This is a genomic window from Bradyrhizobium sp. AUGA SZCCT0169 (genome assembly GCF_018130085.1).
GTDB lineage: Bacteria > Pseudomonadota > Alphaproteobacteria > Rhizobiales > Xanthobacteraceae > Bradyrhizobium.
Genome location: NZ_JAFCMC010000008.1, coordinates 145,400 through 169,163, shown reverse-complemented (window position 1 = coordinate 169,163; position 23,764 = coordinate 145,400). Strand labels below are relative to the sequence as shown.

At 63.5% G+C, this 23,764-nt stretch carries 18 protein-coding genes; 8 read left to right on the top strand and 10 right to left on the bottom strand.

The genetic code is table 11. From position 1 onward, the window contains the following. Nucleotides 1–21: 21 nt before the first annotated feature. The 4 genes from JQ609_RS12570 to JQ609_RS12555 all read right to left on the bottom strand — a co-directional run bounded on the left by JQ609_RS12570 (nucleotide 22) and on the right by JQ609_RS12555 (nucleotide 5,454). Entirely contained in the window at nucleotides 22–3,186 is a 3,165-nt protein-coding gene (locus JQ609_RS12570; RefSeq protein WP_212273647.1) for an efflux RND transporter permease subunit, read from the bottom strand. Continuing rightward, nucleotides 3,183–4,595, bottom strand: coding sequence for an efflux RND transporter periplasmic adaptor subunit (locus JQ609_RS12565; protein WP_212273646.1), 1,413 nt, complete (start codon nucleotides 4,593–4,595; stop codon nucleotides 3,183–3,185). The genes JQ609_RS12570 and JQ609_RS12565 overlap by 4 nt, the downstream gene beginning before the upstream one ends. Next, nucleotides 4,592–4,999, bottom strand: coding sequence for a FixH family protein (locus tag JQ609_RS12560; RefSeq protein WP_212210717.1), 408 nt, complete (start codon nucleotides 4,997–4,999; stop codon nucleotides 4,592–4,594). The genes JQ609_RS12565 and JQ609_RS12560 overlap by 4 nt, the downstream gene beginning before the upstream one ends. Nucleotides 5,000–5,082: 83 nt before the next feature. After that, the gene (locus tag JQ609_RS12555; RefSeq protein WP_212273645.1) at nucleotides 5,083–5,454 is read right to left on the bottom strand and encodes a hypothetical protein; all 372 of its coding nucleotides are present in this window, start codon (nucleotides 5,452–5,454) and stop codon (nucleotides 5,083–5,085) included. 239 nt (nucleotides 5,455–5,693) lie between these two features. On the opposite strand from JQ609_RS12555, the gene htpX reads away from it, so the two are divergent. Further along, complete coding sequence (gene htpX / locus JQ609_RS12550; protein WP_212273644.1) at nucleotides 5,694–6,632, top strand: zinc metalloprotease HtpX; 939 nt, start codon at nucleotides 5,694–5,696, stop codon at nucleotides 6,630–6,632. Between the two features lie 813 nt (nucleotides 6,633–7,445). On the opposite strand, the gene JQ609_RS12545 is transcribed toward htpX, so the two are convergent. Continuing rightward, nucleotides 7,446–8,225 carry an SDR family NAD(P)-dependent oxidoreductase gene (locus tag JQ609_RS12545; RefSeq protein ID WP_212273643.1) on the bottom strand — a complete coding sequence of 260 codons (780 nt, stop codon included), beginning with the start codon at nucleotides 8,223–8,225 and terminating at the stop codon, nucleotides 7,446–7,448. A gap of 150 nt (nucleotides 8,226–8,375) precedes the next feature. On the opposite strand from JQ609_RS12545, the gene JQ609_RS12540 reads away from it, so the two are divergent. The 3 genes from JQ609_RS12540 to JQ609_RS12530 are packed head-to-tail and all read left to right on the top strand — an operon-like array spanning nucleotide 8,376 to nucleotide 10,526. Then, nucleotides 8,376–9,167 carry an enoyl-CoA hydratase/isomerase gene (locus JQ609_RS12540; RefSeq protein ID WP_212000646.1) on the top strand — a complete coding sequence of 264 codons (792 nt, stop codon included), beginning with the start codon at nucleotides 8,376–8,378 and terminating at the stop codon, nucleotides 9,165–9,167. Beyond that, nucleotides 9,164–10,150 carry a phosphotransferase family protein gene (locus JQ609_RS12535; RefSeq protein WP_212273642.1) on the top strand — a complete coding sequence of 329 codons (987 nt, stop codon included), beginning with the start codon at nucleotides 9,164–9,166 and terminating at the stop codon, nucleotides 10,148–10,150. Before JQ609_RS12540 ends, JQ609_RS12535 begins: the two co-directional genes overlap by 4 nt. A 1-nt stretch (nucleotide 10,151) precedes the next feature. After that, entirely contained in the window at nucleotides 10,152–10,526 is a 375-nt protein-coding gene (locus tag JQ609_RS12530) for a DUF6285 domain-containing protein (protein ID WP_212273641.1), read from the top strand. Nucleotides 10,527–10,656: 130 nt separating this feature from the next. On the opposite strand, the gene JQ609_RS12525 is transcribed toward JQ609_RS12530, so the two are convergent. Beyond that, a complete protein-coding gene (locus JQ609_RS12525) occupies nucleotides 10,657–11,436 on the bottom strand; it encodes an enoyl-CoA hydratase-related protein (RefSeq protein WP_212205065.1) in 780 nt (259 codons plus the stop codon). A gap of 205 nt (nucleotides 11,437–11,641) precedes the next feature. On the opposite strand from JQ609_RS12525, the gene JQ609_RS12520 reads away from it, so the two are divergent. Beyond that, a complete protein-coding gene (locus JQ609_RS12520) occupies nucleotides 11,642–12,916 on the top strand; it encodes an acyl-CoA dehydrogenase family protein (protein WP_212273640.1) in 1,275 nt (424 codons plus the stop codon). A 95-nt stretch (nucleotides 12,917–13,011) separates the two neighbouring features. On the opposite strand, the gene JQ609_RS12515 is transcribed toward JQ609_RS12520, so the two are convergent. Both JQ609_RS12515 and JQ609_RS12510 read right to left on the bottom strand, forming a co-directional pair. Continuing rightward, the gene (locus tag JQ609_RS12515; protein WP_212273639.1) at nucleotides 13,012–14,592 is read right to left on the bottom strand and encodes a fatty acid--CoA ligase; all 1,581 of its coding nucleotides are present in this window, start codon (nucleotides 14,590–14,592) and stop codon (nucleotides 13,012–13,014) included. A 194-nt stretch (nucleotides 14,593–14,786) separates the two neighbouring features. Next, nucleotides 14,787–15,662 (bottom strand): SDR family oxidoreductase, encoded by an 876-nt coding sequence (locus JQ609_RS12510; RefSeq protein WP_212205071.1) that lies wholly within the window; start codon nucleotides 15,660–15,662, stop codon nucleotides 14,787–14,789. Nucleotides 15,663–15,760: 98 nt separating this feature from the next. On the opposite strand from JQ609_RS12510, the gene JQ609_RS12505 reads away from it, so the two are divergent. The 3 genes from JQ609_RS12505 to ppc all read left to right on the top strand — a co-directional run bounded on the left by JQ609_RS12505 (nucleotide 15,761) and on the right by ppc (nucleotide 21,267). Next, on the top strand, nucleotides 15,761–16,576 hold the full coding sequence (locus JQ609_RS12505; RefSeq protein WP_212205073.1) for a crotonase/enoyl-CoA hydratase family protein: 816 nt from the start codon (nucleotides 15,761–15,763) through the stop codon (nucleotides 16,574–16,576). A gap of 144 nt (nucleotides 16,577–16,720) precedes the next feature. Next, on the top strand, nucleotides 16,721–18,265 hold the full coding sequence (locus JQ609_RS12500; RefSeq protein WP_212205075.1) for an acyl-CoA synthetase: 1,545 nt from the start codon (nucleotides 16,721–16,723) through the stop codon (nucleotides 18,263–18,265). A gap of 218 nt (nucleotides 18,266–18,483) precedes the next feature. Next, nucleotides 18,484–21,267, top strand: a complete 2,784-nt coding sequence (gene ppc / locus JQ609_RS12495; RefSeq protein WP_212205077.1) for a phosphoenolpyruvate carboxylase — start codon at nucleotides 18,484–18,486, stop codon at nucleotides 21,265–21,267. A gap of 98 nt (nucleotides 21,268–21,365) precedes the next feature. Here ppc and JQ609_RS12490 read toward each other — a convergent pair whose 3' ends face one another. Both JQ609_RS12490 and JQ609_RS12485 read right to left on the bottom strand, forming a co-directional pair. Beyond that, complete coding sequence (locus tag JQ609_RS12490; RefSeq protein WP_212205079.1) at nucleotides 21,366–22,301, bottom strand: SMP-30/gluconolactonase/LRE family protein; 936 nt, start codon at nucleotides 22,299–22,301, stop codon at nucleotides 21,366–21,368. 408 nt (nucleotides 22,302–22,709) lie between these two features. Further along, nucleotides 22,710–23,624 carry an SDR family oxidoreductase gene (locus JQ609_RS12485; protein WP_212273638.1) on the bottom strand — a complete coding sequence of 305 codons (915 nt, stop codon included), beginning with the start codon at nucleotides 23,622–23,624 and terminating at the stop codon, nucleotides 22,710–22,712. Between the last annotated feature and the right edge of the window lie 140 nt (nucleotides 23,625–23,764).

Genomic DNA, 23,764 nt, shown 5'->3' with positions numbered 1-23,764 from the left:
CTTCGCCCTGCGGGGCCAACATCATATTCCGGCCTCGCCCGGCTTGCCATTGAGATTCATCGCCGGGCTGCGGACCCGCTCCAGCCGCGCGCCTTTGACCAGCGCATAGATCGCAGGAATCACGATCAAGGTCAGCAGCGTCGATGAAATCATGCCGCCGATCATCGGCACCGCGATGCGCTGCATGATTTCGGAGCCCGTGCCGGTGCTCCACATGATCGGCAATAGCCCCGCCATGATGGCGACGACCGTCATCATTTTCGGCCGCACCCGCTCGACGGCGCCCTCCATGATCGCATCGTAAAGGTCCTGCTTCGTCAGCGCGCGGCCTTCGGCCGCCCGGCGCGCCCGGATCTCGTCGAGCGCCTGGTTGAGATAGATCAGCATCACGACGCCGGTTTCGGCGGCGACGCCGGCAAGCGCGATGAAGCCGACGACGACGGCGACCGATAGATTAAAGCCCAGCCACCACATCAGCCAGAGCCCGCCGACCAGAGCGAACGGCAGCGACAGCATCACGATCATGGTTTCGGTCAGCGAGCGGAAGTTGAGATAGAGCAGCAGAAAGATGATCATCAGCGTCACCGGCACCACGATCTTCAGCCGCGCCGTGGCGCGTTCGAGATACTCGTATTGGCCGCTCCACATCACATAGGCGCCCGGCGGAAATTCGATGCTGGCCTTTACGGCAGCCTGCGCGTCAGCGACGTAGCCACCGATATCGCGGTCGCGGATATCGACATAGATGTAGGTCGCGAGCTGCCCGTTCTCGGTGCGGATCGAGGTCGGCCCGCGCGACGGTGCGACCTTGGCGACTTCGCCGAGCGGCACCGCGCCGCCGCCCGGCATCGGCACCAGCACGTCGCGGATGATCGATTGCGTATCGCCGCGCAGATCGCGGGGATAGCGCATGTTGACGCCGAAGCGCTGGCGCCCTTCGACGGTCGTGGTGACGGTCTGGCCGCCAAGCGCGGTCGCGATCACGTCGTTGACGTCCTGCACCATGATGCCGTAGCGCGCCAGTGCCGCGCGGTCGGGGACGACGTCGAGGTAATAGCCGCCGATGCCGCGTTCGGCATAGGCCGATGACGTGCCGGGCACCGCCTTGAGCACCTGTTCGATCTGTTTTGCGAGCCGGTCGATCTCGTTGAGGTCGGTGCCGATCACCTTGACGCCAACAGGCGTCCGGATGCCGGTCGACAGCATGTCGATGCGCGCCTTGATCGGCTGGGTCCAGGCGTTGGAAACGCCGGGAAACTGCAGCGCCCGGTCCATCTCGGCGGTCAGGCTCTCCACGGTGACGCCGGCCCGCCATTCCGCCTTTGGTTTGAGATTGATCACGGTCTCGAACATTTCGGAGGGGGCGGGATCGGTCGCCGTCAGGGCGCGTCCGGCCTTGCCGTACACGGAAGCGACCTCCGGAAAACTTCGGATGATCCGGTCCTGGGTCTGCAGCAATTCACCGGCCTTGGTGACGGATATGCCGGGCAGTGTCGTCGGCATGTAGAGCAAAGTGCCTTCGTTGAGGTTCGGCATGAACTCGGTGCCGAGCTGCCGCGCCGGCCAGACCGTCACGGCGAGCGCGGCCACCGCCAGAAGGATCACCAGCACCTTGGCGCGCATCACGGCCTTGATGACGGGACGATAGACCCAGATCAGGAAGCGGTTGATCGGGTTCCTGTGCTCGGGAATGATCTTGCCGCGCACGAAGATCACCATCAACGCCGGCACCAGCGTCACCGACAGCAAGGCCGCCGCGGCCATCGCAAAGGTCTTGGTGAAGGCGAGTGGGCTGAACAGCCGGCCTTCCTGCGATTCCAGCGTAAATATCGGCATGAACGACACCGTGATGATCATCAGGCTGAAGAACAGCGCGGGCCCCACCTGTGACGCCGCCTCGATCAGCACATCGATGCGCGATCGCCCGGGCTCGGCGCGCTCCAGATGCTTGTGCGCGTTTTCGATCATCACGATCGCCGCATCGACCATGGCGCCGATCGCGATCGCGATGCCGCCGAGGCTCATGATGTTGGAGCCGAGGCCAAGCAGCTTCATGGCGCCGAACGCCATCAGCACGCCGACCGGCAGCATCAGGATCGCGACCAGGGCGCTGCGCACATGCAGCAGGAACACGATGCAGACGAGGGCGACGATCACGCTCTCTTCGAACAGGGTGCGCTTGAGCGTATCGATCGCGGCGTTGATCAGGTCCGAGCGGTCGTAGACCGCGACGATCTCGACCGATTTCGGCAGGCTGCTGGCGATCTCGGCAATCCGCTTCTTGACGTTCTGGATCACGTCCAGCGCATTGACGCCGAAACGCTGCAGCACGATTCCGCTGGCGACTTCGCCTTCGCCGTTGAGTTCGGTGATGCCGCGCCGCTCGTCCGGGCCGAGCTCGACGCGGGCGACGTCTTTTAGCAGCACCGGCGTGCCGCCGCTACTTTTGAGCACGATATTGCCGAGGTCGTTGATGCCCTTGATGTAGCCCTTGCCGCGAATGACGTATTCGAACTCGGACAATTCGACGGTGCGGCCGCCGACATCGGCATTGCTGGCGCGGATGGCGTCGCGCATCTTGGGCATGGTGATGCCGAGGTCGCGCATGCGCTGCGGATCGAGCACGACGTTATATTGCCGGACGAAGCCGCCGACGCTGGCGACCTCGGCGACGCCTTCGGCCTTGGCAAGTGCGAACTTCAGATTCCAGTCCTGGATCGCGCGGGTGTCGGAAAGGTTCAGCTCTTTCGACATCACGGCGTATTGGTAGACCCAGCCGACGCCGGTGGCGTCCGGTCCCATTGTCGGCGTCACGCCCGCGGGCAGGCGCGCCGAAGCGCTGTTGAGGAATTCGAGCACGCGCGAGCGCGCCCAGTAGATATCGGTGCCGTCCTCGAAGATCACATAGACGAACGACACGCCGAAGAACGAGAACCCGCGCACCACCTTTGAACGCGGCACCGTCAGCATCGCTGTCGTGAGGGGATAGGTGACCTGATCCTCGATCACCTGCGGCGCCTGGCCGGGATACTCGGTATAGACGATCACCTGGGTGTCGGAGAGGTCGGGAATGGCGTCCAGCGGCAGATGCGCCAGCGCATAGAGGCCGGCGGCGGTGGCGAAACCGGCGCCGAACAGCACCAGCAGCAGATTGCGCGCCGACCACGCGATCAGGCGGGCGATCATGGCTGCGCTCCGTCGGCAAAACCTTTCAGCGCGGCCTTCAGATTGCTCTCCGCATCGATCAGGAAGTTCGCCGAAACCACCACCGGCTCGCCTTCGCTGACGCCGTCCCGTACCTCCACATAACCATCGCCGCGATGGCCGAGCTTGACTTCGCGCGGCTCGAAACGGCCTTCGCCCTTGTCAACGAACACCGCCTGACGCCGGCCGGTGTCCATCACGGCGCTCTCCGGGATTGTCAGCACCGGCGTGGAATTGCCGATGTCGATTTCGGCCTCGACATACATGTCGTGGATCAGCACCAGGTCGGGATTGGCTAGCTCGATTCGCAAGCGCCCGGTGCGCGTCTCCTTGTTGATCTGCGGATAGATGACGCTGATTGTCCCGGTGAAGGTGCGGCCGGGAAAGCCGCGCGCCTTGACGGTCGCCGATTGCCCCACCGTCAGCATCCCCATGTCGCGTTCGGCGACGTCGATGATGGCCCAGAGCAAAGCATGGTCGGCGATCCGGAATAGAACGTCGCCCGGCTGTGCGCGCGCGCCCTCGATGGCGTTGCGTTCGAGCACGATGCCGTCGCGCGGCGACGTCCACTCGATCCCGATCGGGACCGTCCGACTTTTCTCCATTGCCGTTATCGCCGCTTCGGGCACGTCGAGATTCATCAACCGCTGCCGTGAACCCTTGCCATAGGCCGCGTCGCCACTGATGGCCTTCGAGTTGATAGTCGAAATGTATTCGGCCGCAGCCGACGATATCGCCGGACTGTAGACTTCCATCAGAGGCTGGCCCTTGGCGACGCGGCTCCCGGTGGTGACGTTGGCGATCTTCTGCAGGTAGCTTTCGGCCCGCATCGCGATCACCGAGACGCGGCGCTCGTCGAGCTGGATGGTGCCCGGCGCGTGGATCGTGCTGCGGATGGTGCGCGGCACCGCCGGCTCGGACCTGACGCCGGTGCGCTGGATTTTTCCCGGCGACAATTTTACCGAACCGTCATCGCTGTCCTCGCCCTCATAGACGGCGATGTAATCCATCCCCATCGGATCCTTCTTGGGGGTAGGGGAGGTGTCCGGCAGTCCCATTGGGTTGCGGTAGTATTTGATCTTGCGATCAGCGCCGCCGGCGGACGCCGCCGGCGTTGTCTTCTCGGGAGCCTCCTCATCGAAGCTGACGTCGGCTCCGGCCGGAACGGGGCGATAGTCGCGGCCGTCGGGCGTCTTTTTCGGCGTCAGCGAATACGACGGTCTGCCGTCCGGGTCCTGAAAATAGATCGGCGCGCGGCTCTCGTCGGCCGCAGCGCGCGTGATCATGGCGATGGCGCGCGCGGGCAGTCCCTGCGCGCCGGCGAGGACGAGCCCGGCACCCGCCGCCGCGATCAACACGGCGGTGGCGCTTGCGATGACGGCGCGGTTCATTTCTGTGCCGTGATGACAAGCTTGTTGTCGACGGTACCGGTCTCGCCCTGGACCTTCGCGCCGAGCGAAAGCTGCCAGCGGCCGGCCATGCCGAATGTCGCCTTGAACTTATAGGTACCTGGCTCGGCACCCGGCACCGGCGTGAGCTTAGTCGCCATTTCCTGCATGCCGTCCGGAGCCATGTCCAGGCGGGTGGCAAAGATGACGGCATCCGGTACCGGCTTTCCGGTTTTCGTGTTCATCAGCCGAACCGTGATGGTCTTGTCGGGTCCGGCCTGGACGGTCTGATCGACGAGTTCGAACTTGTAGTCCTTGATGTCCGCGAGCGCGGCCGTGCTTGCGCCGCCGATGGCGGCAGCGATCAGCGCGGCCCGCAAGGCGCGCGCGTGGGTGAACGTCTTCATTTTCTATATCCTCGATTGTCCTGGATCTGCCGCGTGAGCGGCATGGATCACGGGCGCATCAAAGCGCCGCACGACGTCAGGCGTTAAGCCGAATGGACCAGGAGTCGGGGAGGTCTTGGCGGGGGATGTTGGCCGAGGCTATCCGCTTCGGGATCGCTGCCCGGCACCAGCAGCCGGACCGTGACGGGCCGGACTTCAATCATTCCGGCCGGCGACGGCACCTGAAAATTCGTGACCATGCAGAGCGCCATCAGGGGGCACTGGTCGCAATCCATGGGCACGGATTTGTCCGGGCAGCATGGCATGTCGGCGGCCATTTCAGACATCTCCGCCGCCACCGGCGCAGCCATGGCCATACCGCCGCCCGCATTCGCAGGCCGGGAAAGCGGCGCAAACACGAGCCCTGCGATCACGAAGATCGCCAGCAGCCGGGAAAGGTGGAACGATATTTTCACCCGTGCATTTTCTCACGTTCCGGCCACCAAGGGAACCTCGGCTGGATCACTAATTCGCCAGAATACCCGCTGGATGGCTCAAGCCATTAACCAATCGATTCCGTCCGCTATCCGCCAGATTACATCCGGGTAATCCGCGGCGCCTCGACGCACCATGGCTTCTTGAAGGGAGGCCAGTAGGCTCCATACATCCTCTCATGTCTGCCACGGCATGCCGCCGCGGCGGCAGGGAGACAACAATGAGCTATTTCAAGACTGCCATTCTCCTGGCCGGTCTTACCGGCCTCTTCATGGGCGTCGGCTATCTGATCGGCGGCGCCGGCGGCGCCATGATCGCGCTTGTGATCGCCGCCGCGACCAATCTTTTCGCCTACTGGAATTCGGACCGCATGGTGCTGTCGATGTACGGCGCCCATGAGGTCGACCGGCAAACCGCGCCCGACCTCTACAACCTCGTGGCCGAGCTTGCCGGGCGCGCCGGCCTGCCGATGCCGCGCGTCTTCGTGATGGACGAGGCGCAGCCCAATGCGTTCGCCACCGGCCGGAATCCGCAGAACGCGGCGGTTGCCGTGACCACCGGCTTGATGCAGTCGCTCAGCCGCGAGGAACTGGCCGGCGTGATCGCGCACGAGCTCGCGCATATCAAGAACCACGACACGTTGCTGATGACGATCACCGCGACCATTGCCGGCGCCATCTCGATGGTGGCGCAGTTCGGCGCGTTCTTCGGCGGCAACCGCGACAACAACCACGGCCCCGGCATCATCGGCTCGATCGCGATGATGATCCTGGCGCCGCTCGGCGCCATGCTGGTGCAAATGGCGATCAGCCGGACCCGCGAATACGCCGCCGACGATCTCGGCGCGCGCATCGTGGGTCAGCCGATGTGGCTCGCTTCCGCGCTGTCCAAGATTGCCGGCGCGGCGCACCAGGTGCCGAACGTGGAGGCCGAGCGCAATCCGGCAACTGCGCACATGTTCATCATCAACCCGCTGTCGGGACACGGCGTCGACAATCTGTTCACGACGCACCCCTCGACCGAGAACCGCATCGCCGCCCTGCAGCAGCTCGCGGCGGAATTGGGCGCGGGCGGCACGGCTTCCGCTGGTGCCGGTCGCAGCACGCCCCGCCGCGGCCCGTGGGGCCGCCCCTCGGCCTCGCGCGGCCCGTGGGGGTGAGCGCGTAACGTCTCTCACCTCGTCATTCCCCGATGCGCAATTGCGCATCTGAGGACGCGCCACTTGGCGCGGGCCCGAAATCCATCAGCCCGCATGGACTGTCGCCCGATGGATTCCGGGCTCGATGCTGCGCATCGCCCTCAGATGCGCAATTGCGCATCGGGGAGTGACGGTGGGTGGGCTGCTGCGACAAATTAACCCGACGGGCAAAATTCCGCTTCCCTCGTCGGGCAAATCAGCGGTTTGAATTGTCGCGTCCCGCCCGACAAGAGGGGCGTGCGCACGTCACGAACGCGCGGCGGGATGCGGTGGACGCTGGTTCACGCCTGACGATGGCGTGGATTAAGCGTACGGCAAAACCGTGTGGTCCTGGCGCCCGTTGCCGGCGTCAAGCTGTCGGAGAAGCGCGAGCGGAAACGACAGCGACGGAGTCAATCAAGAACTCGTCTCCGGGGAGAGCACGGCATAAGCCGTAAAGCCATTGCGCAGGGAAGGCCGGGTGTTCTCCGCTGCCCTGTATGCTCGTGTGCAGCCTACTTAGTGCAAACCGCACACGGGACCGCGGGTGCAGCGCGCACCCGGTCTTCCCTGCGCCCTCTGTTTGAAGAGGGCAAGGAATTTCGGGCAAAGCTCGGGCGCATTGCGCCGCGAGAATAATTTTCGTCGTCCCGGCCTTGAGCCGGGACCCATACGCCGCGGCCCATCAATTGGAGCGCTGGCGTTGGAGACCTTCTGCAAACAACATCCGCCGCGGAGTATGGGTCTCGGCGTTCGCCGGGACGACGAGTGTAGAGAGCTTCGCCACGTCCACCCTCAAAACGCCGTATACCCGCCATCGATCACAAAGCAATCCGCTGTATGATACGACGAGGCCTGGCTCATGATGTACACCGCGATGCCGCCGAAATCCGCGGGCTCGCCGAAGCGGCGCACTGGAATGCGCGGCATCACGTTGGCGACGAATTTGTCGTTCGCCATGATGCCCGCCGTCATGTCGCTCTTGATCCAGCCGGGCAGGATCGCATTCGCCGTCACGCCGTGACGGGCGAGTTCGACGGCGAGCGCGCGGCACAGCGCGTTCAGCGCGGCCTTGGTGCCGGCGTAGTGCTCGTTGCGGGCGGTGCCGAACAGCGACGCCAGGCTCGAGGTCGCCACCAGCCGTCCGAACTTGTCGCCGGCTTCCGCGCGCTCGGTCATGTGGCGGGCGGCGGCCTGGAACACGTGGAAGACGCCGTCGAGATTGGTCGCGAACATTTTTCGCCACTCTTCCTCCGTACGGTCGATGAAGGCGCGCCGTCCGCCGCCGCCGATGCCGGCATTGGCAAAGCAACCGTCGACGCGGCCGAGTGTATCCAGCGTGGCCTTCATCGCGGCCTTGACGGAGGCGGGATCGCTGACGTCGCAGATCCTTGTATCGACCTTGCCGGGACCCTTGGCGAGGCTTGCTGCCGCGCTCGCATTCTTGTCGGCGTTGCGGCCCCAGATCGAAACGGTGCAGCCCGCGGCGTTCAACGCCTGCGCGATGCCGAGGCCGATGCCGCCATTACCGCCGGTGATGACGGCAACGCGGCCGGAGAGATCGAAAATGCTCATGAATGTTTCCTCAAGTCGTGCGCCCGGTGGCGGGCAGATGTTCGCGTTCAACCATGGACAAGCCGATCAGGAAAATCAAATATGGGCCCAAGCAACACATCCGCCCATCGCGCAGCCTGATAGCGCGTAAACACAACTCATGAGGAAACAATGCAGTTCAAGCACGTCACGCTCGATTTCGATGGCCCGGTCGCCGTTCTCAGGCTTGATCATCAGGAGGTCATGAACGCGGTCTCCATGGACATGCTGGGCGGGCTTGCCGATGCGCTCGACGAGATCGAGGACAAGAAGGAGCAAGTGCGCTGCGTCGTGCTGACCGGTGCCGGCCGTGCCTTCTGCACTGGCGCCAATTTGCAGGGCCGCAACAATCAGAAGCCCGGCAAGAGCAACGCCGGCGCCTCGCTGGAAACTGGCTTCCATCCCTTCCTGCGGCGCATTCGCAAGCTTCATTGCCCGCTCGTGACCGCCGTCAACGGCCCGGCCGCCGGCGCCGGCATGAGCTTTGCGCTGATGGGCGACATGATCCTGTGCGCGCGCTCGTCCTATTTCCTGCAGGCGTTCCGCCGCATCGGCCTGGTGCCGGATTGCGGATCGACCTGGCTATTGCCGCGCATGATCGGCAAGGCGCGCTCGGTGGAATTGTCGCTGATGGGCGAGCGGCTGCCGGCGGAAAAGGCGCTGGAATGGGGGCTCGTCAACCGCGTCCATGACGATGCGGTCCTGATGGAAGAGGCGATGAAGCTGGCGCACGACCTCGCCAATGGCCCAACGATCGCGCTGTCACTGATCCGCAAGCTTTATTGGGACAGCCCGGAAAACTCCTTCGAGGAACAGCTCAACCTCGAGTTCGAGTCGCAGCGTATCGCGGGCTCGGCGGAAGATTTCAAGGAAGGCGTCACCGCGTTCCTTGAAAAGCGTCCAGCCAAGTTCAAGGGCAAATGATCGAGGCCGAACTCGGACGCTGCGTCGCCGCCTGGTATCCGGGCGCGACCGGCGTCACTGGCGCGGCAAAACTTTCCGGCGGCGCCAGCCAGGAGACCTGGACGTTCGACATCGTTCATCCCAGCGGCAATGTCGGCGCGATCCTGCGCCGCGCGCCGCCGGGTTATGGCGCATCACCCGGCCGCGCCGCCGGGCTCGATGCCGAGGCGACGCTGATGCAGCTGGCGCACGATGCCGGCCTGCCGTCGCCGCGCGTGATGCATGTCCTGAAGCCCGAGGACGAACTCGGCACCGGCTTCATCATGCAACGCATCGAGGGCGAAACCATCGCGCGAAAAATTCTGCGCGACGAACAATTCGCACCGGCGCGCCCGATGCTGGCGCGCCAGCTTGGTGGGGTGGTCGCGGGCATCCACGGCTTGCCGGCGGCAAAACTGCCAAAGCTGCGCGAGATGACGGCGACAAAGGAGATCGCCGATCTCGATCGCGAGTATCGCAGTCTTGGCCGGCCGCGTCCGGTGTTCGAGCTGGCGCTGCGCTGGCTGCGCGAACGCGATCCCGGTCCTTCCAAGGAAGTAACGCTGGTGCACGGCGATTTCCGCCACGGCAACCTCATCATCGGGCCCGACGGCGTCCGCGCCGTGCTGGATTGGGAGCTGGCGCATTTCGGCGATCCAATGGAGGATCTCGGCTGGATCTGCGTCAATTCCTGGCGCTTTGGTGAGATCGACAAGCCGGTCGGGGGCTTTGGTTCGCGCGAAGATCTGTTCGCCGGCTATGAGGCGGCCGGGCGCAAGGCCGATCCCGACCGCGTGATGTTCTGGGAAGTGATGGGCACGCTGCGCTGGGGCATCATGTGCTGCGGCATGATGCAGCGGTTTCGCCAGGGCCCCGATCATTCGATGGAGCGCGCGATGATCGGGCGGCGTTCGTCGGAGACCGAAATCGATTTGCTGAGACTGCTGGCCCCGAGGGGGAAATAAGATGCAGGATGAACCGACACCCACCGAACTGATCAAGGCGGTCGCGGATTTTCTGCGCAACGAGATCACGCCGGCCATCAAGGGCCACAACGCCTTCAAGCTCCGCGTCGCCATCAACGGCCTCGATCTGGTGACGCGGCAATTGGCGCTGGAAGGTGATGGCGATAGCGCAGAAGCCGCGCGGCTCAAGCAACTGCTCGGCATCGACGGTGCGCTGCTCGACCTCAACCGCGCGCTGTCGGATAAAATTGCAAACGGCGAGGTAGATCTGCAAACGCCGGGGCTGGCCGATCATCTCTGGCAGACCACGATGGACAAGCTTGCCGTCGATCAGCCGAATTATGCGTCGTACAAGCGGGAGTTGGGGTCGAAGTGAGAACGTTCGTTCCCCGGACGCGGCGCACGCGAAGCGGTGCGCTGCAGAGCCGGGGTACATCTGCGGCACTGTGGGTCCCGGCTCTGCGGAGCAGCGCAAGAGCGCTGCACCGCGTCCGGGACACGAGAGCTTACTTCCCCAGCCATTTCGGCGCGCGCTTCTCCGAAAACGCTTTCGGTCCCTCGATGTAATCCTGCGAGGCCGCCATCGCCTTCACCGCCGGATATTCGCGCTGCTCGGCGATCGCCTGTTCCAGCGAGACCGCCATGCCCTTCTGGATCGCCTGCTTGGAGGCGCGGATCGACATCGGCGAATTCTTGGCAATGGTCTCGGCCCAGCGCTCGGCCGCGGCCAGCGCTTCGCCGGCGGGGACGACTTCGTTGACGAAGCCGAGTTCGAGACCTTCTTTCGCCGAGACGTGGCGCGCGGTCAGGATCATGCCCATGGCGCGCTTCATGCCGATCTGGCGCGGCAGCCGGTGCACGCCGCCGGCGAGCGCGGCGAGGCCGACGCGCGGTTCGGGCAGCGCGAAGGTCGCGTTCTCGGAAGCGATGATGAGGTCGCAGGCCAGCGCGATCTCGAACCCGCCGCCCATCGCGACGCCGTTGACGGCGGCGATGATCGGCTTGTCGCAGTCAAAGCGCGAGGTGAGGCCGGCAAAGCCGCCCTTGTCCCAGCCGCGCTTGCCGCCGGCCGCCTGCCATTTCAGATCGTTGCCGGCACAAAACGCCTTGTCGCCGGCGCCGGTGACGATCGCCACCCACTGGCCGGGATCGGCGGAGAAATCGTCGAACACCTTGTTGAGTTCAAAATGCGCATCGATATGCAGCGCATTGTACACTTCGGGGCGGTTCAACGTGATGATGGTGATCGGACCCTTGCGAGTCACTTTCGAGAATTTCAGATCCATGTTCGCTCCCGCTGTTTTTCTGTGACGAGGAATAATAGCGCGGTGCCAGCCGCCGGAACCCATTCAATTACGCAAGCGAGCCGCGCGTCACAAGCGATATTCCGTTGCTTGACTTGGCCAGGGTATTCCAACCTTAATCGAACATGCGCCGCCTGGTCCGGCTAGCCACTAAACACAATAAACGACATTTTCGGGAGAGACCGCCGTGGATTTTGCATTGCCCGCCGACCTCGTCGCTTACCTCGACGAACTCGACAAGTTCATCGCGCGCGAGATCAAGCCGCTGGAAGAGGCCGACGACAACATCCGCTTCTTCGACCATCGCCGCGAATGGGCGCGCACCGATTTCGACAAGGGCGGATTGCCGCGGCATGAATGGGAAGCGCTGCTGCGCAAGGCGAAAAACCTCGCAGACGCCGCCGGCCATCTGCGCTTCGCGATACCGAAACGCTACGGCGGCAAGGACGGTTCCAACCTCTGGATGGCCGTGATCCGCGAGCACTTTGCATCCCAGGGATTGGGCTTGCACAACGATCTGCAGAACGAGCATTCGATCGTCGGCAATCTGCCGATCGTGACCATGCTCGACCGCTACGGGACCGACGAACAGAAGGCGATGATCGACGGTTCGATCACCGGAAAGTACCGCATCACCTTTGGCCTCACGGAACCCGAGCACGGCTCCGACGCCACGCATATGGAAACAAGGGCGGTGCCGGCGACCCGTGACAACGTCAAGGGCTGGATCGTCAACGGCCAGAAGATGTGGACCACGGGCATGCATGTGGCGACGCATTGTGCGCTGTTCGCCCGCACCTCAGGCGATGACGGCGACGCGCGCGGCATCACCTGCCTCCTGGTGCCGGCCAAAGCTGAAGGCGTAAAGGTCGAGGAGTATATGTGGACCTTCAACATGCCGACCGATCACCCCCGTGTCAGCTTTACCGACGTGTTCGTGCCTGACGATGCGCTGTTCGGCGAGGTCGGCCGCGGCCTGTCGCTGGCGCAATGCTTCGTGCACGAGAACCGGATCCGGCAGGCGGCGAGTTCGCTCGGCGCCGCGGTCTACTGCATCAACGAAAGCGTTAAATACGCGCGCGAGCGAAAGCCGTTCGGCAAGGCGCTGGCCGAGAACCAGGCGATCCAGTGGCCGCTGGTGGAACTGGCCACGCAAGCCGAGATGCTGAGGCTGTTGATCCGCAAGACCGCGTGGGAGATGGACAAGCTGACCCAGGCCGAGGTCGAGCACACGCTTTCCGACCGGGTCTCGATGTGCAATTTCTGGGCAAATCGCCTCTGCTGCGAAGCCGCCGACCGCGCCATGCAGGTCCATGGCGGCATGGGCTACTCGCGCCACAAACCGTTCGAACACATCTACCGCCACCACCGGCGCTACCGCATCACCGAAGGCAGCGAGGAAATCCAGAAGCGCAAGGTCGCAGGATTCCTGTTTGGGTATATGGGGGCGGGGAAGCATTGAGGGCTTCCGTCATTGCGAGGAGCGTTAGCGACGAAGCAATCCATCCATCCGTTATGCCGCGATATGGATTGCTTCGCTGCGCTCGCAATGACGGATCAATTCACCTGCCGGTCCTTCCCCGTCCAATACGGGTCGCGCAAATTCCGTCGCAAAATCTTGCCCGACGGATTGCGCGGCAGCGCTTCGAGAAAATCCACCGACTTCGGCGTCTTAAAGCCGGCGATGCGTTCGCGGGTGAAGTTGATGATGTCGGCGGAAGTAGCTTGCTTGCCGGGCTTCATCACCACGATCGCCTTGACCGCTTCGCCCCATTTGTCGTCGGGGATGCCGATGACAGCAGCTTCGGCGACGTCAGGGTGATCGCAGATCGCGCTCTCGACTTCGGCGGGATAGATGTTCTCGCCGCCGGAGATGATCATGTCCTTGATGCGGTCGTGGATGTAGAGATAGCCATCCTTATCCATATAGCCGGCATCGCCGGTGCGCAGCCAGCCGTCGCGGTCGAGCGTCCTGGCGGTGGCTTCCGGCAGGTTCCAATAGCCGACCATGTTGGAGCCGGAACGCGTGGCGATCTCGCCGACTTCACCGACCGGCAGCCGCGTGCCGTCGGCGTCGAGGATAGCAAGCTCGATGCCGGGCAGCGCCTTGCCGGCCGAGCGCATGCGGTCGAGGCCTTCGATGTGGTCCTCCGGCGGCAGCGCCACGATAGTGCCTGTCGTTTCGGTCATGCCGTACATCTGCACGAAGCCGCATTTGAAGACCTCGATGCATTCCTTCAGCAGCGCCGCCGGTATCGGCGAGGCGCCGTAGAGCATGTATTTAAGCCGCGAGAAATCGACCTGCCGCGCGCGCGGCTGCCGCACCACGAACTGCATCGCGGCCGGCACCATGAACAATTTGGTGATGCCGGACTGTTCGAAGAAATCCAGCACCTTGGTGGGATCGAACTCGCGCGCGATCACGCCCTTGGCGCCATGATAGAGCCCCATCACGCCCCAGCCGGAGCCGCCGATGTGAAAGATCGGCATTGCCACCAGCGAGACGTCGTCGGTCGACCATTTGTTCCAGTCGGGCTTCTCGGCCTCGCTGCCGGTCTGCACCAGGTTGAGGAAATTGGCATGCGACAGCATCGCGCCCTTCGGCTTGCCTGTCGTGCCCGACGTATAGAGCTGGATCGCGACGTCCTTGGGGCTGATCGGCACCTTGGGGTCATCGCCGCTCTGCGCATCGCGCCACGCCGTAAAATCCGGCCATTCCGGCGCGCCGCCTTCGGTGGTGATGATGGTGCGAAGGTCAGGCAGCTGCGGCTTGATGTTGCGGGCTTGCGTGATGAACTCCGGTCCGACGAACAGCACCGGCGCCCGGCAATCGGCGACGATGAAGGCGACCTCGGGCCCGGCCAGCCGCCAGTTCACCGGCGCCATCACCACATTGGCCTTCATCGCGCCCATCAGGAGCTCGAAATAGATGTCGCTGTTCTTGCCGAGATAGGCGATGCGCTCGCCCGGCTTGACGCCGAGCGCTACAAGCGCATTCGCAACGCGGTTGGTCTTGATGTCGAATTCGGCGAAGCTGGTCTGGCGTCCCTCGAATTCATAGACCAGCGCATTGCCGCGGCTCCTGGCGCGCTCGCGCACCATCTCGGCAAGGTTTGCCGGCGCTTGTGTGGCGGACATTTTTCTCCCGTCGAGTCTTATTTTCGTTGCGTGGAGTGTGACGGTATCGCGCGCGAAAAACAAGCAGCGTCGTCCCGGCGAAGGCCGGGACCCATGCGCCGCGGCCCATCGGTGAAGAGATGCGGGTAGTCGCCTTCGTAACAATTGGCGACGGTGGCTATGGGTCCCGGCCTTCGCCGGGACGACGTAGAGTTTTACCCGCCCCGCGCCGCGCGGTCTTTTTCGTTCTGCGCCTTGATCGAATCCCGCGCGCGCTCCCAGTCGGCATCGGACCACTCGCGCAGCTCGTAGAAGTTTCCGCCGGTTGCCAGCGCCTGTGCGCCGTCCATCGCAATGGTCTCACCGTTGATCCAGTCGCAGCCGCCCGAGATCAGGAACACGGCAAGGTTCTGCAACTCTTCCATCTTGCCGACGCGTCCCATCGGATTCCGTGCGATGGTGCGTGCACCGGGTTCATCGCCCGGGTTGAGACGCTTGCTCATGCCTTCGGTCGGAATTTCACCGGGTGCGATGGTGTTAAGACGGATACCATAGCGTCCCCATTCCATCGCCAGCGACATGGTCATGGCATGGATCGCCGATTTGCTCATCGCCGACGGCACCACATAGGGCGAACCGTTGCGGACCCAGGTCACGGTGATCGACACCACATTGCCGCGCTGCTTCTCGGCAATCCAGCGGCGGCCGATAGCGTGGGTGACATAGAATGTGCCGTGCATCACGATATTGGCAATCGCGTCGAAGCCGCGTGGCGTCAGGTCCTGGGTGCGCGAGACGAAATTGCCGGCGGCGTTGTTGATGAGATCGGTGAGCGGACCGCCGGTCCAGATCTGTTCGATCATCTCGTCGACCGCCAGCGCGTTGCGGATATCGACGCCGTGGCTGACCACACGTCCGCCGTGCAGGTCCATCAATTCGGTCGCGGTCTCGTCGCACACGCTCTTGCGACGGCCGCAGATATGGACCTCGGCGCCAAGCTCAAGGAATCGCGCTGCCATGGATTTGCCGAGGCCGGTACCGCCCCCGGTCACGAGAATGCGTCGCCCGGTGAGAAGCTGATCGTTGAACATCGTTTCCACCTGAAAGGAATTGCTGTTAATTGGTCGATTGACTAAATCCGGACAACGCCGTTCTGTAAAGCGATAACAACGAATGGAGGAGAATTCTCATGGAGCAGCGCGTTTCGATATCGATTTCGGACGGCATTGCCGACGTCCGGCTGGTGCGGGCCGACAAAATGAACGCGCTCGATGCCGCGATGTTCGAGGCGATTGTCGCTGCAACTGAACGCCTTGCGCATGAGAAAGGGGTCCGGGCGGTAGTATTGTCCGGCGAAGGACGGTCGTTCTGCGCCGGCCTCGATATGGGCCGCTTCGCCGCGATGAAGGAGCAGGGCGGTAACGGGATCGCCGGCGGCGAGAAGCGCGACCTTTCGGCGCGCACCCATGGCCTCGCCAATTTTCCACAGCAGGCGGTGTGGGGCTGGCGGCAACTTCCGGTGCCGGTGATTGCGGCAATTCAGGGCGTCGCCTTCGGCGGCGGGTTCCAGCTCGCACTCGGCGCCGACATGCGCTTCCTCACCCCTGATGCGCGGATGTCGATCATGGAAATCAAGTGGGGCCTGGTGCCTGATATGGCGGGCACGCCGATCCTCGCCAGCCTGGTACGCGACGATATCCTGCGCGATCTCACCTACACCGGGCGCATCTTCTCGGCGCAGGAAGCGATGAGCTATGGCCTTGCAACGCGGATCTGCGACGACCCCCGCGCCGCGGCCTTCGAGGTGGCGCGTGAGATCGCCGGCAAGAGCCCCGACGCGATCCGCGCCGCTAAGCGCATGCTCAACAACCTGTCCGTCGATCCCGGCCCGGCATTGCTCGCCGAATCCGTCGAGCAGATGAAGCTGATGGGCGGGCCCAACCAGCAGGAAGCCGTGCGCGCCAATCTGGAAAAACGGGCGCCGAAGTTTGCGGATGCGGGATAATTTTTGCTGTCATTCCGGGATGGTGCGCTAGCACCAGACCCGGAATCTCGAGATTCTCCGATGTGCAATTGCACATCGGAGTTCGTGCTGCGCACGCCCCGGAATGACAGTTTCCTTAAACCCGGCGAGAGATCGGAAAAGACAATGACAACATCATCCCCCTTCCTCGGCATCATCAGCGGCCAGCGCCGGCGCGAGCATCCCGAGGTCGCCGAGCGCACCGACCGCATCGCCAGCGGCTTGCATCAGCTCGGCGTCAAGCCGGGCGACAGCGTATGCATGCTGATGCGCAATGACATCGCCTTCATCGAGGCCGCTTATGCCGCGATGCGGCTCGGCGCTTACGGCGTTCCCGTGAACTGGCATTTCAAGCCGGAGGAAATCAACTACGTGCTGAAGGATTCCGGCACTTCGGTGCTGATCGCGCATGCCGACATGCTGCATCAATTGCGCGATGCGATTCCATCAGGCGTCACCGCGCTCAGCGTGCCGACGCCGCCGGAGATTTTGGCGAACTACAAGATCAACCCTGATCACCTCTCGACGCCCGATTTCGCGATCGACTTCGAATCCTGGCTCCAGCAACAATCGCGCTATGACGGGCCGGTGGTACCGCAGCCGCAGAACATGATCTACACTTCGGGCACGACGGGCCACCCGAAGGGCGTGCGCCGCTTTGCGCCGACGCCCGCGCAGTCTGCCAACGCCGAAGCCATGCGGGCGATGATTTACGGCCTCAAGCCGGGCGCGCGCACGATCCTGCCGGGACCACTGTATCACTCCGCGCCGAACTCGTTCGGCCTGCGCGCCGGGCGGCTTGGTGGCGCGCTGATATTGATGCCGCGCTTTGAGCCCGAGGAATTTTTGCGGCTGATCGAAACGGAGCGGGTCGACACGATATTCATGGTGCCGACCATGTTCATCCGCCTGATGAAGCTGCCGGAGGCCGTGCGCAGGAAATATGACATGTCCTCGCTGCGACACATCATCCACGCCGCCGCGCCCTGTCCGGCCGACGTCAAGCGCGCGATGATCGAATGGTGGGGGCCGGTGATCTACGAATTCTACGGCTCGACCGAGTCAGGCGCCGTCACCTTTGCCAATTCGGAGGACGCGCTGAAGAAGCCCGGCACCGTCGGCAAGATATCGCCGGGCGCTGAACTGCGCTTCATCGGCGATGACGGGCGCGTGCTGCCGCCGGGCGAGATCGGCGAAATCTATTCGCGGATTTCAGGCAATCCGGATTTCACCTATCACAACAAGCCGGAGAAGCGTTCCGAGATCGACCGCGAGGGATTCATTACCTCGGGCGATGTCGGGTATATCGATCAGGACGGCTATGTCTTCATCTGCGACCGCAAGCGCGACATGGTGATTTCGGGCGGGGTCAACATCTACCCCGCCGAGATCGAAGCCGCGCTGCACGCCGTGCCCGGCGTCCATGACTGCGCGGTGTTCGGCATTCCCGACGAGGAGTTTGGCGAAGCGTTGATGGCTGTCGTGGAGCCGCAGCCGGGCGTGACGCTCGACGTCGCCGCGGTCCGCGCCGAGCTCAAGAAGTCACTGGCTGACTACAAGGTGCCCAAGCACGTCGAAATCCAGACCAAGCTGCCGCGCGAGGATTCCGGCAAGATCTTCAAGCGCCGCCTGCGCGATCCCTATTGGGAGCGGGCGGGGAGGAAGATTTAGCCCAGCCCCTCATGGTGAGGAGCGCCAACGGCGCGTCTCGAACCATGCAGGCCCCCGATGCGGCCATCCTTCGAGACGCGGCGAAGACACCGCTCCTCAGGATGAGGTTGGTGGGTGAAAGTCGTTGGGCTTGCACCGCCTCCATCTTTATCTTGCACTGCGGCAAAAAACTTGCACACTCCAGAACTTGCCGGGCAAGCCCTCTGGAGTAGCAAGCCATGTCACCCCAGACCGTGCCTTCCGATCCCGAAGTCCGTGCCAATCGCGTCGAAGACGCGGAGGACGCCCGGTTGCGGACCGATATCAGGCTGCTCGGGCGCATTCTCGGCGATACCGTGCGTGACCAGGAGGGCGCCGACGTCTTCGACCTGGTCGAGCGCATCCGGCAGACCTCGATCCGGTTCCACCGCGACGACGACAAGCCGGCGCGGCGCGAGCTCGAGCAGATCCTCGACAGCATGTCGATCAGCCAGACGGTGCGGATCGTGCGCGCCTTCAGCTATTTTTCGCATCTGGCCAACATTGCCGAGGACCAGAACAACATCCGCCAGATGCGGGCGCGGACCGAGCCCGGCGGGGCGCCGCGCGCCAGCATGCTGGCCCAGACCCTGGCGCACGCGCGCACGGTCGGAATCAGCGCCGCCGATCTGCGCAAGTTTTTCGCAAGCGCCCAGGTCAGTCCGGTCCTCACGGCCCATCCCACCGAAGTCCGCCGCAAGAGCACGATCGATCGCGAAATGGAAATCGCCGCGCTGCTCGACCGCAAGGAGCGGGTGCAACTGACGCCGGATGAGATCGAGGCGAGCGACGAGCAATTGCGCCGCGCGGTACTGACGTTGTGGAAGACCAACCTGTTGCGCCGGACCAAGCTCACGGTGCTCGACGAGGTCGCCAATGGCCTGTCGTTCTACGACTACACGTTCCTGCATGAGGTGCCGCGGCTGCATTGCGCGCTGGAGGACCGGCTGAACGAGGGCGACAGCTCAAGGGGCGAACTGGCTTCGTTTCTCAAGATCGGAAGCTGGATCGGCGGCGATCGCGACGGCAATCCGTTCGTGACCGCCGACGTGGTGCGCGGGACGCTGAAATTGCAGTCCAGCCGGGTGCTGCGGTTTTATCTGGAGGAATTGCATCTCCTCGGCGCCGAACTGTCGATGGCGGCGCATCTGGCCGATGTTTCCAAGGATTTGCGTGTCCTTGCGGAGCGTTCGCCGGATAAGTCGCCGCACCGGAGCGGCGAGCCCTATCGTCTTGCGGTATCCGGCATCTACGCGCGCCTAACCGCGACCGCGACGCGGCTGGACGTGGAGACCAGACGTCCGGCGGTCGGCGAGGCCGCGCCCTATGCCGATGTCGCGGAATTCAAGGCCGATCTCGATATCCTCTATCGCTCGCTGATCTCGAACAATTCCGGCGTGATTGCGCGCGGTCGGCTGCGCCTGCTGCGCCGGGCCGTGGATTGCTTCGGTTTCCACCTGGCGAGCCTCGACATCAGGCAAAATTCGGCCGTGCACGAACGTACCGTTGCAGAGCTGATCGACGCGGCGATGCCCGGCATGTCCTATCTGGCATTGACTGAGGAGGCGCGGATCGCCTTGCTCGTCAAGGAGCTTGGCAATGCGCGTCCGCTGACGTCGGCTTTTGTGAAGTACAGCGAGGAAACGATCGGCGAACTCGCGCTGTTCCATGCGGCCGCCGAGGCGCATGCCCGCTATGGTTCCGCCGCTATCCCCCAGTGCATCATCTCCATGTGCAAGGGGGTGTCCGACATGCTGGAGGTCGCGCTGCTTCTGAAGGAAGCCGGCCTCGTTCGCCCCTCGGGCCGTTGCGCGATCAACATCGTGCCGCTGTTCGAGACCATCGAGGATCTTCAGGGCTCCAGCGGCGTCATGGACCGCATATTGTCGCTGCACGATTACCGCAAACTGGTCGACAGTCGCGGAGCGATTCAGGAAGTGATGCTCGGCTATTCCGACAGCAACAAGGACGGCGGCTTCGTCACCTCGGGCTGGGAACTCTACAAGGCTGAAATCGGCCTGATCGAGGTGTTCGAACGCCACCACGTCCGGCTGCGGCTGTTCCACGGCCGCGGCGGATCGGTGGGCCGCGGTGGCGGGCCGAGCTATGACGCGATCATCGCGCAGCCCGGCGGCGCGGTGAACGGCCAGATCCGCATCACCGAGCAGGGCGAGATCATCTCCAGCAAATATTCCAACGCCGAGGTCGGCCGCAATAATCTGGAAATTCTGACGGCGGCGACGCTGGAGGCGAGCCTGCTGCAGCCGAAGCACAGCGCGCCGCGCGCCGAATATCTGAAGGCGATGGAGGAATTGTCCGCGCTGGCCTTCAGGGCTTATCGCGGGCTGGTCTATGAGACCGAGGGCTTCGCCGACTACTTCTGGGGCTCCACCGTCATCAACGAGATTGCCACGCTCAACATTGGCAGCCGTCCGGCCTCACGCAAGAAAACCCGCGAGATCGAGGATTTGCGCGCCATCCCCTGGGTGTTCAGCTGGGCGCAATGCCGCCTGATGCTGCCGGGCTGGTACGGCTTTGCCAGCGCGGTCGAGACCTGGATCGCAGAGCATCCCGAGCAGGGCATGCCCTTCCTGCAGGAGCTCTATCGCGAATGGCCGTTCTTTCGGATGTTGCTGTCGAATATGGACATGGTGCTGGCCAAGAGCTCGATCGCGATCGCCTCCCGCTACGCCGAACTGGTGCCCGACGTGGCGCTGCGCGAGAAGATTTTCAGCCGCATCCGCGAAGAATGGCATAGCTGCATCGATCTGCTGCTGAAGATCATGCAACAGGACCGTTTGCTGCAGAGTAACCCGCTGCTCGAACGCTCGATCCGCAACCGCTTTCCCTATCTCGACCCACTGAACCACGTGCAGGTGGAATTGCTGAAGGAGCACCGCGCGCAAAACCCCGACGAGCAGGTACTTCGCGGCATTCAGATCACCATCAACGGGATTTCGGCGGGGTTGAGGAATAGCGGGTAGGGAGTTCGATCACCGTCGTTCCGGGGCGCGCGCAAGCGCGAACCCGGAACCTCGAGATTCCGGGTTCGCTCGCGTCGCCCCGGAATGACTGCGGTGATTTACGGCTTCATGGCGCCCTGCGCACTGGTGTAGACGGCGTAGAGCGATGACGAGCCGCAGATGTAGAGCCGGTTACGCTGCATGCCGCCGAAGCACAAGTTTGCAACCGTCTCCGGGATGTGGATCTTGCCGAGCAGATCGCCGTCGGGCATGTAGCAGCGCACGCCGTCCTCATTCGGATCGCCCCAACCCACGGAGCACCAAAGACGCCCGGCGGTGTCGCAGCGAAGTCCGTCGGTAATGCTGGGCTTAGGCATGTCCGCAAAGACCTTGCTGTTCGAGAGTTTTCCGCCCGCGAGATCCACATCGAACACGCGGATATGCGACGGGTTGTCCGGCCCGTCGGTGAAGCCGGTGTCGCAGATATAGAGCTTCTTCTCGTCGGGCGAGAAGCAAAGGCCGTTCGGCTGCACGAAATCGTCGACGACCATCTTGATGTCGCCGGATTTCGGATCGACCCGGTAGACGTTCTTCTTGTCCTGCTCGGCATCGGCTTTGATGCCCTCATAGAAGCCGCCGATGCCGTAGGCCGGATCGCAGAACCAGATCGAACCATCGGCCGCGACGACCGCGTCGTTCGGCGAGTTCAGCTTCTTGCCATTGTACTTGTCGGCGATGATGGTGATCGAGCCGTCGAGTTCGGTCCGGGTCACCCGTCGGCCGCTATGTTCGCAGGTGATCAGGCGTCCTTCCCGATCGATGGTGTTGCCGTTCGAATTCATCGATGGTTGGCGGTAGACGCTGACGTGACCGTCATCCTCCGAGAAGCGCATGATGCGGTTGTTGGGAATGTCGGAGAACAGCACGTAGCGGCCGGCCGGGAAGTAAACCGGCCCCTCGGCCCAGCGGAAGCCGGTTGCGACGCGCTCGACGGCCATGGTGCCGGCAAAGGCCGGGAAACCGGTCGGCCCGAACGAGACCCCCTTCTTTTTCATCGACTCAAGGCGGGCATCCGGATAGCGGGCCCCGGGTAGCGGTCCCAGGGGCAGCGGGCCGGTTGACGGGGTTGGGACCCCCGTTTGGCCTAACGGGGCTACGCTTGCCGCTGAGGCCGCTGTCATGGTCATGGCCGTGGTGGCCAGCACGGTTGCACCGCGCAAGAGCGCGCGGCGATCCAGTCCGTTCGCCTTGGTGTCAGCGGAGTGAGGTTGGGGTAGCGGAGTTGTCATTTTTTCCTCCCAGTTTTTCGTTGGAAGGAAATCATGTGCCCGCAATTGGGCGTAAAGCAGGCGAGTTTCGCTCGAACAACCTGGGGATGAAGCGGAAGTAGCGTCCTTATGCCGGAGCCGGGCCAGCTTTGGAGGGTGGGCAAAGCGTCTTTGCCCACCCTGTGTTGTCGCGGCTCAGATCGGATCCCAGGTGAAAACGTCCGCGGAACGGTCGAGCTTGGAGAACGATCCCTTCAGCGCCGGCATGCCGTGCTCGGCGATGGTCTGCGGCGTCCAGCCTTCGCTGCGGTGAACCGAGCGCACCGGACGATGCTGGCCGAACAGGAAGATTTCGTTCATGCGCACGCCAAAAATCTGCCCGGTCACGTCCTTGGCATCGTCCGAGAGCAGATGCGCGCAGACCGGCGCGATCTTCTCCGGGCCCATTTGCTTGATCTTCTCGACGCGCGCCTTCTCGGCATCGGTCTCGGTCGGGATGGTGCCGATCATGCGGGTCCAGGCGAACGGCGAGACGCAGTTCGAGCGGACGTTGAAGCGGCCCATGTCGAGCGCAATCGACTTCGACAGGCCGACGATGCCGAGCTTGGCAGCGGCGTAATTGGCCTGGCCGAAATTGCCGATCAGCCCAGAGGTCGAGGTGAAGTGCACGAAGGAGCCGCTCTCCTGTTCGCGGAACAGCCGTGCCGCGGCGTGGCTGACATAGAACGAGCCCATCAGGTGCACCTTGATGACGGATTCAAAGGCTTCGACGCTCATTTTATGGAAGATCATGTCGCGCAGGATGCCGGCATTGTTGACGACACCGTCAAGCCGGCCGAAATGATCGGTCGCCGTCTTCACGATCTTGCTCGCGGGGATCGCGTCCGCCACCGACTCGAAATTGGCGACCGCGGTGCCGCCGCGCTTCTTGATCTCTTCCACCACTTCCTCTGCGGGAGCTGCGCTGTTGCCCGCGCCGTCGGCGGCAACGCCGGGATCGTTGACTACGACCTTTGCCCCTTCGGCCGCGCAGAGCAGGGCGATCTCCCTGCCGATGCCGCGCCCCGCGCCGGTAACGATGATGACTTTGTCCTGCAGTGATTTTGTCATGGTGGTTCTCCGATGCTGTTTGTTCTTACCTCGCCCCGCTTGCGGGGAGAGGTCGGATTGCGAAGCAATCCGGGTGAGGGGGACTCTCCGCGAGTCCGACTTTGCCGAGGGAGCCCCTCACCCCGACCCTCTCCCCGCAA